The organism is Pseudomonas rustica, from assembly GCF_049959085.1.
GTDB classification, from domain to species: Bacteria; Pseudomonadota; Gammaproteobacteria; order Pseudomonadales; family Pseudomonadaceae; genus Aquipseudomonas; species Aquipseudomonas rustica.
This window is the reverse complement of record NZ_CP188200.1, coordinates 3743692-3758169: the sequence shown is the minus strand read 5'-3', so window position 1 is coordinate 3758169 and position 14478 is coordinate 3743692. Positions and strand designations below refer to the sequence as shown.

15 protein-coding genes and 1 riboswitch are annotated in these 14478 nt (G+C 60.9%); of the genes, 13 read left to right on the top strand and 2 right to left on the bottom strand.

All coding sequences use genetic code 11. From position 1 onward, the window contains the following. Positions 1 to 6 precede the first annotated feature (6 nt). The 4 genes from ACP3TY_RS16985 (at position 7) to ACP3TY_RS16970 (ending at position 3593) form a co-directional block, all read left to right on the top strand. The gene (locus ACP3TY_RS16985) at positions 7 to 1080 is read left to right on the top strand and encodes an AI-2E family transporter (protein ID WP_426618039.1); all 1074 of its coding nucleotides are present in this window, start codon (positions 7 to 9) and stop codon (positions 1078 to 1080) included. Between the two features lie 206 nt (positions 1081 to 1286). Continuing rightward, the gene (gene hda, locus ACP3TY_RS16980; protein ID WP_034156234.1) at positions 1287 to 1991 is read left to right on the top strand and encodes a DnaA regulatory inactivator Hda; all 705 of its coding nucleotides are present in this window, start codon (positions 1287 to 1289) and stop codon (positions 1989 to 1991) included. Between the two features lie 226 nt (positions 1992 to 2217). Then, positions 2218 to 2835, top strand: coding sequence for a C40 family peptidase (locus ACP3TY_RS16975; protein ID WP_053118534.1), 618 nt, complete (start codon positions 2218 to 2220; stop codon positions 2833 to 2835). 221 nt (positions 2836 to 3056) lie between these two features. Then, the gene (locus ACP3TY_RS16970; RefSeq protein ID WP_400650994.1) at positions 3057 to 3593 is read left to right on the top strand and encodes a C40 family peptidase; all 537 of its coding nucleotides are present in this window, start codon (positions 3057 to 3059) and stop codon (positions 3591 to 3593) included. Between the two features lie 134 nt (positions 3594 to 3727). On the opposite strand, the gene ACP3TY_RS16965 is transcribed toward ACP3TY_RS16970, so the two are convergent. Then, positions 3728 to 5041 (bottom strand): PQQ-dependent sugar dehydrogenase, encoded by a 1314-nt coding sequence (locus ACP3TY_RS16965; RefSeq protein ID WP_426618038.1) that lies wholly within the window; start codon positions 5039 to 5041, stop codon positions 3728 to 3730. Positions 5042 to 5105: 64 nt separating this feature from the next. Continuing rightward, positions 5106 to 5690: a hypothetical protein gene (locus ACP3TY_RS16960; RefSeq protein ID WP_426618037.1), complete on the bottom strand. Its 585-nt coding sequence runs from the start codon at positions 5688 to 5690 to the stop codon at positions 5106 to 5108. A gap of 162 nt (positions 5691 to 5852) precedes the next feature. Further along, positions 5853 to 6082, top strand: a riboswitch (cobalamin riboswitch). 81 nt (positions 6083 to 6163) lie between these two features. Between ACP3TY_RS16960 and cobO the strand changes: the two genes are divergently transcribed. The 9 genes from cobO (at position 6164) to cobC (ending at position 14477) form a co-directional block, all read left to right on the top strand. Next, a complete protein-coding gene (cobO, locus tag ACP3TY_RS16955; RefSeq protein WP_003223053.1) occupies positions 6164 to 6775 on the top strand; it encodes a cob(I)yrinic acid a,c-diamide adenosyltransferase in 612 nt (203 codons plus the stop codon). Next, positions 6772 to 8223: a cobyrinate a,c-diamide synthase gene (locus ACP3TY_RS16950; protein ID WP_426618036.1), complete on the top strand. Its 1452-nt coding sequence runs from the start codon at positions 6772 to 6774 to the stop codon at positions 8221 to 8223. The genes cobO and ACP3TY_RS16950 overlap by 4 nt, the downstream gene beginning before the upstream one ends. Then, positions 8220 to 8870 (top strand): 5,6-dimethylbenzimidazole synthase, encoded by a 651-nt coding sequence (gene bluB, locus ACP3TY_RS16945; protein ID WP_426618035.1) that lies wholly within the window; start codon positions 8220 to 8222, stop codon positions 8868 to 8870. The genes ACP3TY_RS16950 and bluB overlap by 4 nt, the downstream gene beginning before the upstream one ends. After that, positions 8867 to 9775: an adenosylcobinamide-phosphate synthase CbiB gene (gene cbiB / locus ACP3TY_RS16940; protein WP_426618034.1), complete on the top strand. Its 909-nt coding sequence runs from the start codon at positions 8867 to 8869 to the stop codon at positions 9773 to 9775. The genes bluB and cbiB overlap by 4 nt, the downstream gene beginning before the upstream one ends. Continuing rightward, positions 9768 to 10760 carry a threonine-phosphate decarboxylase CobD gene (gene cobD, locus ACP3TY_RS16935; RefSeq protein ID WP_426618033.1) on the top strand — a complete coding sequence of 331 codons (993 nt, stop codon included), beginning with the start codon at positions 9768 to 9770 and terminating at the stop codon, positions 10758 to 10760. Before cbiB ends, cobD begins: the two co-directional genes overlap by 8 nt. Beyond that, positions 10757 to 12208, top strand: coding sequence for a cobyric acid synthase (locus ACP3TY_RS16930; protein ID WP_426618032.1), 1452 nt, complete (start codon positions 10757 to 10759; stop codon positions 12206 to 12208). Before cobD ends, ACP3TY_RS16930 begins: the two co-directional genes overlap by 4 nt. A 123-nt stretch (positions 12209 to 12331) precedes the next feature. After that, positions 12332 to 12853, top strand: a complete 522-nt coding sequence (cobU, locus tag ACP3TY_RS16925) for a bifunctional adenosylcobinamide kinase/adenosylcobinamide-phosphate guanylyltransferase (protein WP_426618031.1) — start codon at positions 12332 to 12334, stop codon at positions 12851 to 12853. Further along, complete coding sequence (gene cobT, locus ACP3TY_RS16920; RefSeq protein ID WP_426618030.1) at positions 12850 to 13905, top strand: nicotinate-nucleotide--dimethylbenzimidazole phosphoribosyltransferase; 1056 nt, start codon at positions 12850 to 12852, stop codon at positions 13903 to 13905. Before cobU ends, cobT begins: the two co-directional genes overlap by 4 nt. Then, on the top strand, positions 13902 to 14477 hold the full coding sequence (gene cobC, locus ACP3TY_RS16915; protein WP_426618029.1) for an alpha-ribazole phosphatase family protein: 576 nt from the start codon (positions 13902 to 13904) through the stop codon (positions 14475 to 14477). Before cobT ends, cobC begins: the two co-directional genes overlap by 4 nt. Position 14478: the final 1 nt, after the last annotated feature.

Below are 14478 nucleotides of genomic sequence, written 5' to 3'. Positions count from 1 at the left end.
TGGTTCATGGCCGATACGCGGCGTTGGTTCTGGCTCGGTGGGGTTGTCCTGCTTTGCGCGTTTGTATGGTTGCTGCACCCGATCCTCACACCGTTTCTGGTGGCGCTGCTGCTCGCGTATCTGTTCGATCCGCTGGTGGATCGCCTGGAGAAGCTCGGGCTGTCGCGTACGTGGGGCGTGATCGCGGTGTTTGCTTTATTCACCCTGATCGTCACCACGCTGTTGCTGGTGCTGGTACCGATGCTCGCCAAGCAGTTGCTGCGTTTGTACGAACTGGCGCCGCAAATGCTCGACTGGCTGCAGCACACGGCGCTGCCGTGGGCGCAGGCGAAGCTTGGGCTGTCGGACGGCTTCTGGAAGTTCGACAAGGTCAAAGCGGCCATCAGCGAACACATGGGTCAGACCACCGACATCGTCAGTGTGGTGCTGAGTCAGGCCACGGCGTCGAGTCTGGCGTTGATCGGCCTGCTGGCGAATCTGGTGCTGATCCCGGTGGTGAGTTTCTACTTGCTGCGCGACTGGGACGTGATGATGGCCAAGATCCGCAGCCTGCTGCCGCGTGATCGCGAAGAGCGCGTGGTAGCGCTGGCCGGCGAATGTCATGAGGTGCTGGGCGCGTTTGTGCGTGGTCAGTTGCTGGTGATGCTCGCGCTGGGCGTGATTTATGCGGCGGGTCTGATGCTCGTCGGTCTGGAGTTGGGGCTGTTGATCGGCCTGATCGCGGGTCTGGCGGCGATCGTGCCTTATATGGGCTTCGTGATTGGTATCGGTGCGGCGCTGATTGCCGGGTTGTTCCAGTTTGGTGGCGATCTGTACCCGATGGTCGGCATCGTCGCGGTGTTCATGGTCGGTCAGGCGCTGGAAGGCATGGTGCTGACACCGTTGCTGGTCGGCGACCGCATTGGCCTGCACCCGGTGGCGGTGATCTTCGCGATTCTGGCCGGTGGCGAGCTGTTTGGTTTTACCGGTGTGCTGCTGGCGCTGCCGGTGGCTGCGGTGATCATGGTCTTGGTGCGCCATATGCACGATTTGTATAAAGACTCTGATATGTACAGCGGAGTGGATGAGCCGGAGTTGTAATCACGACGGACAGCCCGGCGGTGCGCCGGGTTGGCCCGTGTCATGCAGGTGATTGCGTCAGAGAAACTGTCATAAAACCAGGGTGTTAACGCAAACCTTTGATTTTGCTTGGGGTCTGCTGCATTGTGCGCTCCGCCTCACGGGTATAAACTTCGCAAACTTTACACAGAGGCCACTAACGGTTCCTTGAGAACTGTTCAGTCAGCATGAAACCGATTCAGCTGCCCCTAGGTGTGCGTCTGCGTGACGACGCCACCTTTATCAACTACTACCCAGGCGCAAATGCCGCTGCACTCGGCTATGTCGAGCGCCTATGCGAAGCCGACGCCGGCTGGACCGAAAGCCTGATTTATCTTTGGGGCAAGCACGGGGTAGGGCGTACGCATCTGTTGCAGGCTGCGTGTTTGCGCTTCGAACAGATGGGCGAACCGGCGGTGTACCTGCCGTTGGCCGAGTTGATGGATCGCGGTGTGGAAATCCTCGACAATCTTGAACAGTACGAACTGGTTTGCCTGGATGATTTGCAGGTGATTGCCGGCAAGGCTGACTGGGAAGAGGCGATGTTTCACCTGTTCAACCGCTTGCGTGACAGCGGTCGACGGTTGTTGATTGCGGCGGCAACCTCGCCACGTGAATTGCCGGTCAAACTGGCCGACCTCAAATCACGTCTGACCCTGGCGCTGATTTTCCAGATGCGCCCCCTTTCCGACGAAGACAAATTACGTGCCCTGCAATTGCGCGCGTCACGGCGCGGTCTGCACCTGACCGACGAAGTCGGGCATTTCATTCTGACTCGCGGTACCCGCAGCATGAGCGCGTTGTTTGATCTGCTCGAACAGCTCGATCAGGCCTCGCTGCAAGCTCAGCGCAAGCTGACAATTCCCTTCCTTAAAGAAACTCTCGGTTGGTAGCCAGCCCTTTGTCTCTGCGGCTTTTAGCACGTTTCGGCATATTTCAGGCGTCAGTAAAAGCGCTTTCCTGCACCGGGTGCAGGCCGCGTAACGAGTGAAATGGGTTTAAGCGCTTAGATGTAAACGAGAAACCGAGAAGTCACAAAAAGATCGATTGAATTTGCAAATGAGGTTGATAGCGGGCATAGTCTCGGCTTCTTTACAACTATCAGCCACGGTCGTGCCCATGCTAAAGCGCTTCGCACCCCTCGTGCCTCTCGCACTCGTCACCCTGTTGTACGGTTGCGCTGCTCATTCTCCAGTTCAAGAGCAGCCTCAACAGGTTAAAAATTCTTCCACAGCGCAGTCTTCCGTTATTTATCAGGAAGAGCTGGCTACCGAAAAAGAACTCGCAGACTTCAGCGGCAGCAAGCCGTATGAATTGCCGGTTCTGGCCGACAGCATTCTCGAACGCGGCATGTCCCTGATCGGTACCCGTTACCGTTTCGGCGGTACCTCTGAAGCCGGTTTCGACTGCAGCGGTTTCATCGGTTACCTGTTCCGCGAAGAAGCCGGCATGAATCTGCCGCGCTCCACCCGCGAAATGATCAACGTAGACGCACCACTGGTCTCGCGTAGCGATCTGGAACCGGGCGATCTGCTGTTCTTCGCCACCAATGGTCGTCGCGGTCGTGTCAGTCACGCCGGGATCTACCTGGGCGATAACCAGTTCATTCACTCCAGCAGTCGTCGTAGCGGCGGTGTTCGCATCGACAACCTCGGTGACAGCTACTGGAGCAAGACCTTCATCGAAGCCAAGCGTGCACTCGCCATGGCCCCGACCGTGGTCACCGCTCGCAAGTAATTCCCCCGTTGTCGCCGCGTTCGCGGCGACAAAACGGTTCACGGCAAGGGAGTAGACCTATACTTTACAAGGTGAAGTTAAAGTCTTACTTGAAGTTTGCCGCGTAGCCGCTAGAATCCTGAATCTATATTGATGGCAAACCGCCTGCGTGCGTACGCGGGCGGTTTTGTTTTCTGCCCAATCGGCAGAATTAGCCGCAGCCAGATCAGGATGTTCTGCTTATGACCACGTCGGCCCGCCTCGTTTTGATCGTCTTCGCAGCGCTGCTCAGCGCTTGCGCCAGTCGCACACCGCCCCCTGCGCCGGTGGTTCGCGCCCCGATCGTGTTCGCCCCCTCAGAATCTTTTTCGCCTGCTGCTGAAGACGTGCTGTTCCGCGCGCTCGGCCTGGTCGGCACGCCGTATCGCTGGGGCGGCAATACGCCGGATTCGGGATTTGATTGCAGTGGCCTGATCGGCTTTGTTTACCGCGATGCGGCGGGCATCAACCTGCCACGCACCACGCGCGACCTGATCGTGATGCAGGCGCCGAATGTCGGTAAGGAAGGCTTGCAGACCGGCGACCTGATCTTCTTCGCCACCAATGGTGGTTCGCAGGTCAGTCATGCGGGGATTTACGTTGGTGAAGGGCGCTTCGTGCATGCGCCGGCCACGGGTGGCACGGTGAAGCTGGACAGTCTGTCGAAGGCGTATTGGCAGAAGGCTTATCTGAGCGCGAAGCGGGTGTTGCAGCCGGAGCATCTGGCGCGTAACCCGTAATAAGGCCAACACAAAACCCCAATGTGGGAGCGAGCCTGCTCGCGAATGCGTAGTTTCAGTCACCCTTGAGTCGACTGATAGACCGCTTTCGCGAGCAGGCTCGCTCCCACATTTGTTATGTGTACGGCGCTAAGTTATTTGGTAGAAGACACTCGCCAAACCTTGTTGCCAACATCATCCGCCACCAGCAATCCACCTTGCTGATCAATCACCACGCCCACCGGGCGACCCAGCGCGTTCTCATCTTTGTCGAGAAAACCGGTCAACACATCCACCGGCGTTCCACTCGGCTTACCGCCGGTAAATGGCACAAAAATCACTTTATAACCACTGTGCGGTTTACGGTTCCACGAGCCGTGCTGGCCGATAAACGCGCCTTCCTTGAACTGCGCCGGCAAGGTGTTGCCTTCGGCGAAGGTCAGGCCCAAAGACGCCGTGTGAGGGCCGACCGCGTAATCCGGGGCGATGGCTTTGGCCACCAGATCCAGATTCTGCGGATTCACTCGAACATCGACATGCTGGCCGTAATAACTGAACGGCCAGCCATAGAAACCGCCGTCCTTCACCGAGGTGATGTAGTCCGGCACCAGATCGCTGCCAATCTCGTCACGCTCATTCACCGCCGTCCACAGCGCGCCGCTGGTAGGCTCCCACGCCAAGCCATTGGGGTTGCGGATGCCTGAAGCGAAGATCCGGTGATTGCCGGTCGCGCGATCCACTTCCCAGATCGCCGCGCGGCCTTCTTCTTGATCCAGACCATTTTCGCCGACGTTGCTGTTCGAGCCGACGGTGACGTACAGCTTGCTGCCGTCCTTGCTGGCGATGACGTTTTTCGTCCAGTGATGGTTGAGCGTGCCGCCCGGCAAGTCAGTCACTTTGATCGGCTGCGATTTGATCTCGGTCGCGCCGGGCTCGTAGTTGAAGCGCAGCAAACGATCCGTGTCAGCAACGTACAAGTCATTGCCAACCAGTGTCATGCCAAACGGCGAATTGAGGTTCTGCAAAAACACCGTGCGCGTCTCGGCGACGCCATCGTGGTCAGCGTCGCGCAGCAAAGTGATGCGATTCGGGCTCGGTACGCCGGCGCCGGCCTTGCCCATGACTTTCTTCATCACCCAGCCTTTAATGCCTTTGCTGTCGTCCGGTTTCGGCGGGGCGTTGGTTTCCGCCACCAGCACATCACCGTTGGGCAGCACGTACATCCAGCGCGGATGATCGAGGCCTTCGGCAAACGCTGCGACTTGCGTACCGGCCGCCGCTGTCGGTTTGCCGCCTTCGGGCCAGCCAATCGCCGGGGCGATGTTCACGGTGGGGATCAGGGTTTTGTTCGGTTCGGGCAGTTTCGGCGAAGGGCCGGTGCCGTCGGAGACTTGCAGGCTGGAGGTTTCACCACACGCGGCGAGCCCTCCGGCCAGAGCGATGACAAAAACGAGCTGGGGCTTGCGCATGACTGATCTTTCCTATGAATGCGTTCTTAATCATAGAGGAGGGCGCAAGCCCGATGGTTCAACCTCAGCCGCGAGCCTCTTTGAACAGCACGGCGATGCCGGGGTGATAGTTGCCGGCCTCGCTGCGCAATTTGCGGTAGGCGTAGGGGAAATACCAGGCGACCGCGCAGGTATGTTCCTTTTGCAAGTCGTCGACCATGTCCTGCAGTTCTTCGGGGCTGGCACTCTGCTGGGTTTTTTGCGGGGCGACGAACAGGCAGCCGAGCTTGAGATCGCTGGCGAAGCTGATGCGTTTGGCGTCGCTGGTGATGTCGAGAAGTGCTTGCGTGAGGTTGAGGTTGTTCACTCGCGGCCAGCGCTGCGTGGCTTGAAGGTAAGCGCGGTCTTCTGGCCCTGCGATGAACAGATCGGCGCGGGCATTGCGCTCGCCGTCTTCGTTTTGCTTGCGCGTGGCGGTGTCGTTGAGGGTGACCAGTTCGGCCATCCACGCCGCCGCGGTCAGCAAGCCGAGATTGGCTTTCTCGTCATGCCAGTACGGCGTGTCGCTGTCGCCGCGCACGGCGTTGTAACGGTCGATACAGTCAAACCAGCGTTCAAGCATCGGGCGCAGGAATTCCAGGCGCGGGTTGCTGATGATCATGCCTTGCATCGTCATCATCCTTATTCTTGTGAGTTGCTTTTATGGAAAAGCATGGCTCTTTGATATCATTTGTAACAGCCTTGCACAAGATTGCCGGCCGATAATTGATCAACGGCAGATAATCGTCCGTCAGCCGCCTCTTTAATTGACGCTCCACCCCCAACCCTCTAACCTTCGCGGCTTGTTTCAGGTGCTCTGTGACCCACGTCGACAGAGTGAAACAGGGAAGCCGGTGAGGGTTGTCTTCATGCGAAGAACGATCACGATCCCGGCGCTGCCCCCGCAACGGTAAATGAGTAAAAGCTGCGCCATGAGCCACTGCCTCGACAGAAGCGGGAAGGCGCGCAGCCAGGCCAATGCCGCTCATGAGCCCGGAGACCGGCCTGATCCATCCAGCGGCATCACGGTGGGCGATGCCAGGCTTTTTGCCGTCTATTCTTGTGCCTGCCCGCCGTTATCCAGCCTCAACGGAGAGCTCCCCCATGACTGATTCCCCCGAGCGCGACGAACGCCATCTGGCGCGTATGCAGCGCAAAAAAGCCGTGATCGACGAACGCATCGCCAACTCTCCCGACGAGTGCGGCCTGGTGCTGGTGCTGACCGGCAATGGCAAAGGCAAAAGCAGTTCGGCGTTCGGCATGCTCGCCCGCGCCATGGGCCACGGCATGCAGTGCGGCGTGGTGCAGTTCATCAAGGGCCGCAACAGTACCGGTGAAGAGTTGTTTTTCCGCCGCTTCCCCGAACAAGTTCGCTTCCACGTGATGGGCGAGGGCTTCACCTGGGAAACCCAGGATCGTCAGCGCGACATCGCCGCTGCCGAAGCTGCGTGGGCCGTGTCCCGCGAACTGCTGCGCGATCCGTCGATCGGTCTGGTGGTGCTCGATGAGTTAAACATCGCCCTCAAGCACGGCTACCTCGATCTCGATCAGGTGCTCAGCGATTTGCAGGCACGTCCGCCGATGCAGCACGTGATTGTCACCGGTCGTGCGGCCAAGCCGGAAATGATCGAAATGGGCGACACGGTCACCGAAATGGGCATGCTCAAACACGCCTTCCAGGCCGGCATCAAAGCGCAGAAAGGCGTCGAACTTTGAATCAACCACGTCACTGCCCGGCGGTACTTATCGCCGCGCCGGCCTCCGGTCAGGGCAAGACCACCGTCACCGCCGCGCTCGCCCGTTTGCATCGCAATCAGGGGCGCAAGGTGCGCGTGTTCAAATGCGGCCCGGACTTTCTCGACCCGATGATCCTCGAACGCGCCAGCGGTGCGCCGGTGTATCAGCTTGATATGTGGATGGTCGGCGAGCAGGAAAGTCGTCGGCTGTTGTGGGAAGCCGCCGCCGAGGCGGATCTGATTTTGATCGAAGGCGTGATGGGGCTGTTCGATGGCACGCCCTCCAGCGCTGATCTGGCGCGGCATTTTGGTGTGCCGGTGCTCGGCGTGATCGACGGCACCGCGATGGCGCAGACCTTTGGTGCGTTGGCGCTGGGCTTGGCCAAGTATCAGCCGGATCTGCCGTTTGCTGGCGTGCTGGCCAACCGCGTCGGCACCTTGCGCCATGCGCAGTTGCTCGAAGGCAGTCTCACTGAAGGTTTGCGTTGGTACGGCGCGTTGTCGCGCGAGACCGGTATCGAACTGCCGAGCCGGCATCTTGGTCTGGTGCAGGCCAGCGAATTGAATGACCTCGATGTGCGTCTCGACGCCGCCGCCGAAGCGCTCGCCAGTAGTTGCGAGGTAGCGCTGCCACCGGCCGTGGAATTTGCCGCGCCTGACGTGATTGCTGTCGAGCCGTTGCTGAAAAATGTGCGCATTGCTGTCGCCCGTGATGAGGCGTTCGCCTTTACTTATGGCGCGAGTCTGGATCTATTGCGTGCGATGGGCGCCGAGTTGAGCTTCTTCTCGCCGATCCGCGATACGCAATTGCCTGAGGCGGACAGTCTGTATTTGCCCGGTGGTTATCCGGAATTGCATCACGTCGCGCTGTCGCAGAACACCGCGATGGTTGCGGCGATCCGTGCGCATCATGCGGCGGGGAAGCCGTTGCTGGCTGAGTGTGGCGGGATGTTGTATTTGCTCGATTCGTTGACGGATGTTGAAGGCACTCGCGCTGAGCTGGTCGGGTTGCTCAAGGGCGATGCGGTGATGCAAAAGCGTCTGGCGGCGTTGGCGTTGCAAGCGGTGGATCTGCCGGAAGGGGCGTTGCGTGGGCACACGTATCATCACTCGTTGACCACGACTAAGCTGACGCCGATTGCCCGGGGGTTGAGCCCCAATGGAGGGCGAGGGGCTGAGGCGGTTTATCGTGAGGGGCGGATGACGGCTTCTTATGTGCACTTTTATTTTCCGTCGAATCCTGTGGCTGTCGCTGCACTTTTTCTGCCTGATCCTGAGGGCGCCTTCGCGAGCAGGCTCGCTCCCACAGTGGCCAATGTGCTTCCTGAAGAAATTCAATCTCCTGAGGATGGTGGCAGGCTAGCTGATGCATTGCCTGAAGAAACCGGATCCCCTGTGGGAGCGAGCCTGCTCGCGAAAGGGCCATGACAGACAACGCATTTTCAGAGGCGGAACGCGAAGCGGTGTATCGGGCAATAGCCGAACGCCGCGACATGCGCCATTTCACCGGCGGCAGCGTCGAACCTGATCTGCTGCGCCGACTTCTGGAAGCCGCCCACCAGGCCCCAAGCGTCGGCCTGATGCAGCCCTGGCGCTTCATCCGCATCAGCGACCGAACCCTGCGCAGCCAAATCCAGCACCTCGTCGAAGAAGAACGCATCCGCACCGCCGAAGCCCTCGGCGAGCGCAGCGACGAGTTCATGAAGCTCAAAGTCGAAGGCATCAACGACTGCGCCGAAGTGCTGGTCGCGGCGCTGATGGATGATCGCGAAAAACACATCTTCGGTCGCCGCACGCTGCCGGAAATGGACATGGCCTCGTTGTCCTGCGCGATTCAGAATCTGTGGCTGGCCTCGCGCGCAGAAGGCTTGGGCATGGGCTGGGTCTCGCTGTTCGAACCGCAAGCGCTGGCGGAGTTGTTGAAACTGCCGGCAGGGGCCAAGCCGCTGGCGGTTTTGTGTCTGGGCCCGGTCAAGGAATTCTATCCGGCGCCGATGCTGGTACTCGAAGGGTGGGCGCAGGCGCGGCCGCTGAATGAGTTGCTGTATGAAAATTATTGGGGAGTGAGTCAATGAGTGTGGCGTTGTTGAGTGTCGCCGCGGTGGCGCTGGATGCGCTGCTCGGTGAACCGAAACGCTGGCATCCGCTGGTGGCGTTTGGCAATTTCGCCGGGCGCATCGAGCAACGTTTCAACGGTGAAGGGCGCGGCTGGCGCAGTCATGGCGTCACCGCGTGGGTGATCGCCGTGCTGCCGCTGACACTGCTGGCGACGGCGTTTTCCTGGGCGCCTTATGTCGGTTGGATCGTCGAGATTCTCGCGCTGTATTGCGCCCTCGGCATGCGCAGCCTCGGCGAGCATGTCGCCCCGGTCGCTGCGGCGTTGCGTGCGGATGATCTGGACGAAGCACGCAAGCGTGTCGGCTATCTGGTCAGCCGGCAGACCGATGAACTTGATAGCACTGCGGTCGCCCGTGCCGCCACTGAGTCGGTGCTGGAAAACGGCAGCGACGCGGTGTTCGCCGCACTGTTCTGGTTTGTCGTGGCCGGTGCGCCCGGCGTGGTGCTCTATCGCTTGAGCAACACGCTCGACGCGATGTGGGGTTATCGCAACGAACGTTTCGAACGCTTCGGCTGGGCGGCGGCAAAAATCGACGACGTGTTGAACTACATTCCTGCGCGTCTGGTGGCATTGACCTACGCGTTGCTCGGCAAAACCCGACTGGCATTGAAATGCTGGCGCACACAGGCACCGAAGTGGGACAGCCCCAACGCCGGCCCGGTGATGGCCGCAGGCGCCGGTGCACTGGGCGTGGAGTTGGGCGGCCCGGCGATTTACCACGGCGAACTGCACGAGCGTCCGCAACTGGGCGAAGGCGCTCCCGCCGACGCCGATTCCATCGACCGTGGCTGGCAATTGGTGCAGCGCGGGGTATGGTTATGGTTGCTGATTCTCTGCGTGGGGGCTGAATTCTATGCTTGAGCACGGTGGCCGGCTGCGCAAGGCTGCACTCGATTACGGCATCGCCGAGGGTGACTGGCTCGACCTGTCCAGCGGTCTCGCGCCGTGGCCATTTCCGATCCCGGAAATCCCCTTGCGTGCCTGGGCCCGTTTGCCGGAAACCGATGACGGTCTGGAACAAGCGGCGTGCGATTACTACGGAGCAAATCAGGTACTGCCGGTGGCCGGTTCGCAGATGGCCATCCAGTTGCTGCCGCGTTTGCGTCGCGCCGGCAAGGTTGGCGTGCTGTCGCCGTGCTATGCCGAACACGCTGAAGCCTGGCGCCGCAACGGTTACATCGTGCGCGAAGTGCAGGAGCAGGAAGTCGAGTTCTATCTGGACAACCTCGACGTGCTGGTGGTGGTCAACCCGAACAATCCAACCGGCCTGAGCCTGACTCCAGCGCGATTGCTCGACTGGCATGCGCGACTGGCGCAGCGCGGCGGCTGGCTGGTGGTCGATGAAGCGTTCATGGACAACACGCCGCAGTTGAGCCTGGCGGCGCACGCGCATCAGGTCGGACTGATCGTGTTGCGTTCGTTCGGCAAGTTTTTCGGCTTGGCCGGTGTACGTTTGGGCTTTGTATTGGCCGAGCGCAAATTGCTCCGTTTGCTCGCCGAACAGGTCGGGCCGTGGGTCGTCAGCGGGCCGACGCGGGTGCTCGGTCAAGCCTGTCTGCAAGACACTGAAAATCACAAACGCCAACGGATTCGCAGCGATGAAGCGAGCGAACGGCTGGCAGCGCTGCTCGCACGCTACGGCTTCAAACCGCAGGGCGGCTGCGCCTTGTTTCAGTGGCTGATCACTGATCAAGCGCAAACGCTGTACGAATTCATGGCCCGACGCGGCATTCTTCTGCGCCTCTTCACGCACAACAGCAGTCTGCGTTTCGGCTTGCCTGCCGACGCAGCCGAAGAAGCGCGTCTCGAACAGGCTTTCATCGCTTTTACCAAGGACAAACCATGACCACCCTGATGGTGCAGGGCACCACTTCCGACGCCGGCAAAAGCACGCTGGTGACGGCGCTGTGCCGCTGGGCGACGCGTCAAGGCGTCGCGGTTGTGCCGTTCAAACCGCAGAACATGGCGCTCAACAGCGCCGTGACGGCGGACGGTGGCGAGATCGGTCGTGCGCAAGCGGTGCAGGCGCAAGCGGCGTTCCTCGAACCGCACACCGACATGAACCCGGTGCTGCTCAAACCGAACAGCGACACCGGCGCGCAAGTGATCATTCATGGTCGCGCGGTCACGTCGATGAACGCCGTGGCCTATCACGACTACAAAGCCATCGCGATGAAAGCGGTTTTGGCTTCTCACGAGCGACTCAGCGCCGCGTATCCACTGGTGATGGTTGAGGGCGCGGGCTCGCCGGCCGAGATCAATCTGCGTGCCGGCGACATCGCCAACATGGGCTTCGCCGAGGCGGTGGATTGCCCGGTGCTGCTGATTGCCGACATCAATCGTGGCGGGGTTTTCGCCCATCTGGTCGGCACACTGGAACTGCTTTCGCCGAGTGAACAGGCGCGGGTCAAAGGCTTCATCATCAACCGTTTTCGCGGCGACATCGCCTTGCTGCAACCGGGCCTTGATTGGCTGGAGGAGCGCACCGGCAAACCGGTGGTGGGCGTGTTGCCGTACGTGATGGATCTGCATCTGGAAGCCGAGGACGGTATCGATCAGCGCCAGACCGACAAGGCCGAACAAGTGCTGAAAGTGCTGGTGCCGGTGCTGCCGCGCATCAGTAACCACACCGATTTTGATCCGCTGCGTTTGCATCCGCAGGTCGATCTGCAATTTGTCGGGCCAGGGCAGGCGATTCCTGCGGCCGATCTGATCATCCTGCCGGGCTCGAAAAGCGTGCGCAGTGATCTGGCGTATTTGCGCGCCAATGGCTGGGACACGGCGATCAGTCGGCATTTGCGCTACGGCGGCAAAGTGCTGGGGATTTGTGGCGGCCTGCAGATGCTCGGTGAGCAGGTGCATGATCCGCTCGGCTTGGAAGGCGCGCCCGGTTCGAGTGCGGGTCTAAGTTTGCTGGCGTTTGCAACGACGCTTGAAGCCGAGAAGCAATTGCGCAATGTGCGTGGGCGTTTGGCGTTGGAAAATGCCGAAGTCAGTGGCTATGAAATTCATGCTGGGGTGACGACCGGGGCGGCGCTGGAGAATGCCGCGGTGCATCTGGATGATGGGCGTTGCGATGGTGCGCAGAGCGTTGATGGGCAGGTGTTTGGCACATATCTGCATGGCTTGTTCGAATCACCGGCGGCGAGTGCGGCGTTGCTGCGTTGGGCCGGGTTGAGCGATGTGCAGGAAGTGGATTACCACGGCTTGCGCGAGCGCGATATCGAGCGCTTGGCGGATTTGGTCGAGCAGCATTTGGATACCAATCTGTTGCGTCAGCTCTGTGGGATTTGAGCTGCCTGTGCTGGCCTCTTCGCGGGCAAGCCTTGCTCCTACAAGGGCGATGCAATCCCTGTAGGAGCAAGGCTTGCCCGCGATGAGGCCAGTTGTCCCACCACACATTCTCTGGATAAACCCATGCTCCAACTAATCCTCGGCGGCGCCCGCTCCGGCAAAAGCCGTCTGGCGGAAAAACTCGCCAGCGAAAGTAATCTTGCGGTCACCTACATCGCCACCAGCCAACCGCTCGATGGCGAAATGAACGACCGCGTTGCCCACCACCGCGCCCGTCGCCCAGCCGAATGGGCGCTCATCGAAGAGCCCCTCGAACTGGCCCGCGTCCTGCGCGAATCCGCCAGCGCCGAGCGTTGCCTGCTGGTCGATTGCCTGACCCTGTGGCTGACCAACCTGCTGATGCTCGACGACGCCGAACGCCTCGCCGCCGAACGCGAAGCCTTGCTCAACTGCCTGGCCACGCTGCCGGGGGAAATCATTTTTGTCAGCAACGAGACCGGAATGGGTGTCGTGCCGCTGGGCGAATTGACTCGCCGCTACGTCGATGAAGCCGGTTGGCTGCATCAAGCTCTGGCTGAGCGCTGTCAGCGTGTTGTCCTGACCGTCGCCGGCCTGCCCCTGACTCTGAAAGGATCTGCGCTATGACCCACACCTGGTGGCTGAACCCGTGCAAACCGGTGAACGCCGATATCGTTGAGCAAGCCGCCGCGCGCCAACAGCAACTGACCAAACCGGCCGGTTCGCTGGGGCAGCTGGAAGCGGTGGCGGTGCAACTGGCCGGTCTGCAAGGCCAGGTCAAACCGACACTGGAGCAGATCTGGATCGCGATTTTTGCCGGCGACCACGGCGTGGTGGCTGAAGGGGTTTCGGCGTTCCCGCAGGAAGTCACCGGGCAGATGCTGCTCAACTTCGTCAGTGGCGGCGCGGCGATCAGCGTGCTGGCGCGGCAGCTCGGCGCGCAGCTGGAAGTGGTCGATCTGGGCACCGTTAATCCCGCGCTGAACCTGGCGGGTGTGCGTCACTTGAATATCGGCCCCGGCACGGCAAATTTCGTTCAGGGCGCGGCGATGACCCAAGCCCAAGGCGAACTCGCGCTGCAGGCTGGTCGTGACAGCGTGCTGCGAGCGAGAGCGGCCGGCGCGCAGTTGTTCATCGGCGGCGAAATGGGCATCGGCAACACCACGGCCGCCAGCGCGCTGGCCTGTGCTTTGCTCGATTGCCCGGTGGTGCACCTGACGGGCCCCGGCACCGGGCTTAATGCCGAAGGTGTCAGCCATAAAGCCCAAGTGATCGAACGCGCACTGGCGTTGCACGCAGCCCAGCGCGGAGATGCGTTGCAGACGCTGTTCAATCTTGGCGGTTTCGAAATCGCGGCGCTGGTCGGTGCGTATCTGGCATGCGCGCAGGAAGGCGTTGCGGTGCTGGTCGACGGCTTTATCTGCACGGTCGCGGCGCTGGTCGCGGTACGCCTGAATCCGGCGTGTCGCGAGTGGCTGCTGTTCGGTCATCGCGGTGCTGAACCAGGCCATCGTCATGTGCTGGAAACCCTCGGCGCCGAGCCGTTGCTGGAACTCGGTCTGCGTCTGGGCGAAGGCAGTGGCGCAGCGCTGGCGGTGCCCCTGTTGCGTCTGGCCTGCGATCTGCACGGGCAGATGGCGACGTTCGCCGAAGCGGCGGTGGCGGATCGCCCGGCATGACCTTGCGCCTTGATCTGCTGCGTCACGGTGAAACCGAACTGGGTGGCGGCTTGCGCGGCAGTCTTGATGATGCGCTGACCGAAAAAGGCTGGACGCAGATGCGTGCGGCGGTGATCGAGGGCGGGCCTTGGGATCGTTTGGTCAGCTCGCCGTTGCAGCGTTGCGCGCGGTTTGCCGCTGAGTTGGGTGAGCAGTTGAATCTGCCGGTGCAGCTCGACAAAGATCTCCAGGAGCTGCATTTCGGCGCATGGGAAGGGCAGAGCGCGGCGGCGTTGATGGAGACGGATGCTGATGCGTTGGGCCTGTTTTGGGCCGATCCGTATTCATTCACGCCACCACAGGGTGAGCCGGTCAGCGACTTTTCCACGCGAGTGTTGGCAGCAGTGGCTCGGCTGCACAGCGCATATGCCGGTGAGCGAATTTTGCTGATCAGCCACGGTGGCGTCATGCGTTTATTGTTGGCGCGGGCGCGAGGTTTGCCGCGTGAGCAATTGCTCAATGTTGAAGTAGGGCACGGCGCATTGTTTGCGCTGACGGTCGAGGCCGACGGTTTACTCAAGGAAGGTCACTGAC

Bases quoted from the DNA above. Each gene is read 5' to 3' on its own strand.
- ACP3TY_RS16985 (WP_426618039.1), top strand. From the start codon at position 7: ATGGCCGATACGCGGCGTTGGTTCTGGCTCGGTGGGGTTGTCCTGCTT.
- hda (WP_034156234.1), top strand. From the start codon at position 1,287: ATGAAACCGATTCAGCTGCCCCTAGGTGTGCGTCTGCGTGACGACGCC.
- ACP3TY_RS16975 (WP_053118534.1), top strand. From the start codon at position 2,218: ATGCTAAAGCGCTTCGCACCCCTCGTGCCTCTCGCACTCGTCACCCTG.
- ACP3TY_RS16970 (WP_400650994.1), top strand. From the start codon at position 3,057: ATGACCACGTCGGCCCGCCTCGTTTTGATCGTCTTCGCAGCGCTGCTC.
- ACP3TY_RS16965 (WP_426618038.1), bottom strand. From the start codon at position 5,041: ATGCGCAAGCCCCAGCTCGTTTTTGTCATCGCTCTGGCCGGAGGGCTC.
- ACP3TY_RS16960 (WP_426618037.1), bottom strand. From the start codon at position 5,690: ATGCAAGGCATGATCATCAGCAACCCGCGCCTGGAATTCCTGCGCCCG.
- cobO (WP_003223053.1), top strand. From the start codon at position 6,164: ATGACTGATTCCCCCGAGCGCGACGAACGCCATCTGGCGCGTATGCAG.
- bluB (WP_426618035.1), top strand. From the start codon at position 8,220: ATGACAGACAACGCATTTTCAGAGGCGGAACGCGAAGCGGTGTATCGG.
- cbiB (WP_426618034.1), top strand. From the start codon at position 8,867: ATGAGTGTGGCGTTGTTGAGTGTCGCCGCGGTGGCGCTGGATGCGCTG.
- cobD (WP_426618033.1), top strand. From the start codon at position 9,768: ATGCTTGAGCACGGTGGCCGGCTGCGCAAGGCTGCACTCGATTACGGC.
- ACP3TY_RS16930 (WP_426618032.1), top strand. From the start codon at position 10,757: ATGACCACCCTGATGGTGCAGGGCACCACTTCCGACGCCGGCAAAAGC.
- cobU (WP_426618031.1), top strand. From the start codon at position 12,332: ATGCTCCAACTAATCCTCGGCGGCGCCCGCTCCGGCAAAAGCCGTCTG.
- cobT (WP_426618030.1), top strand. From the start codon at position 12,850: ATGACCCACACCTGGTGGCTGAACCCGTGCAAACCGGTGAACGCCGAT.
- cobC (WP_426618029.1), top strand. From the start codon at position 13,902: ATGACCTTGCGCCTTGATCTGCTGCGTCACGGTGAAACCGAACTGGGT.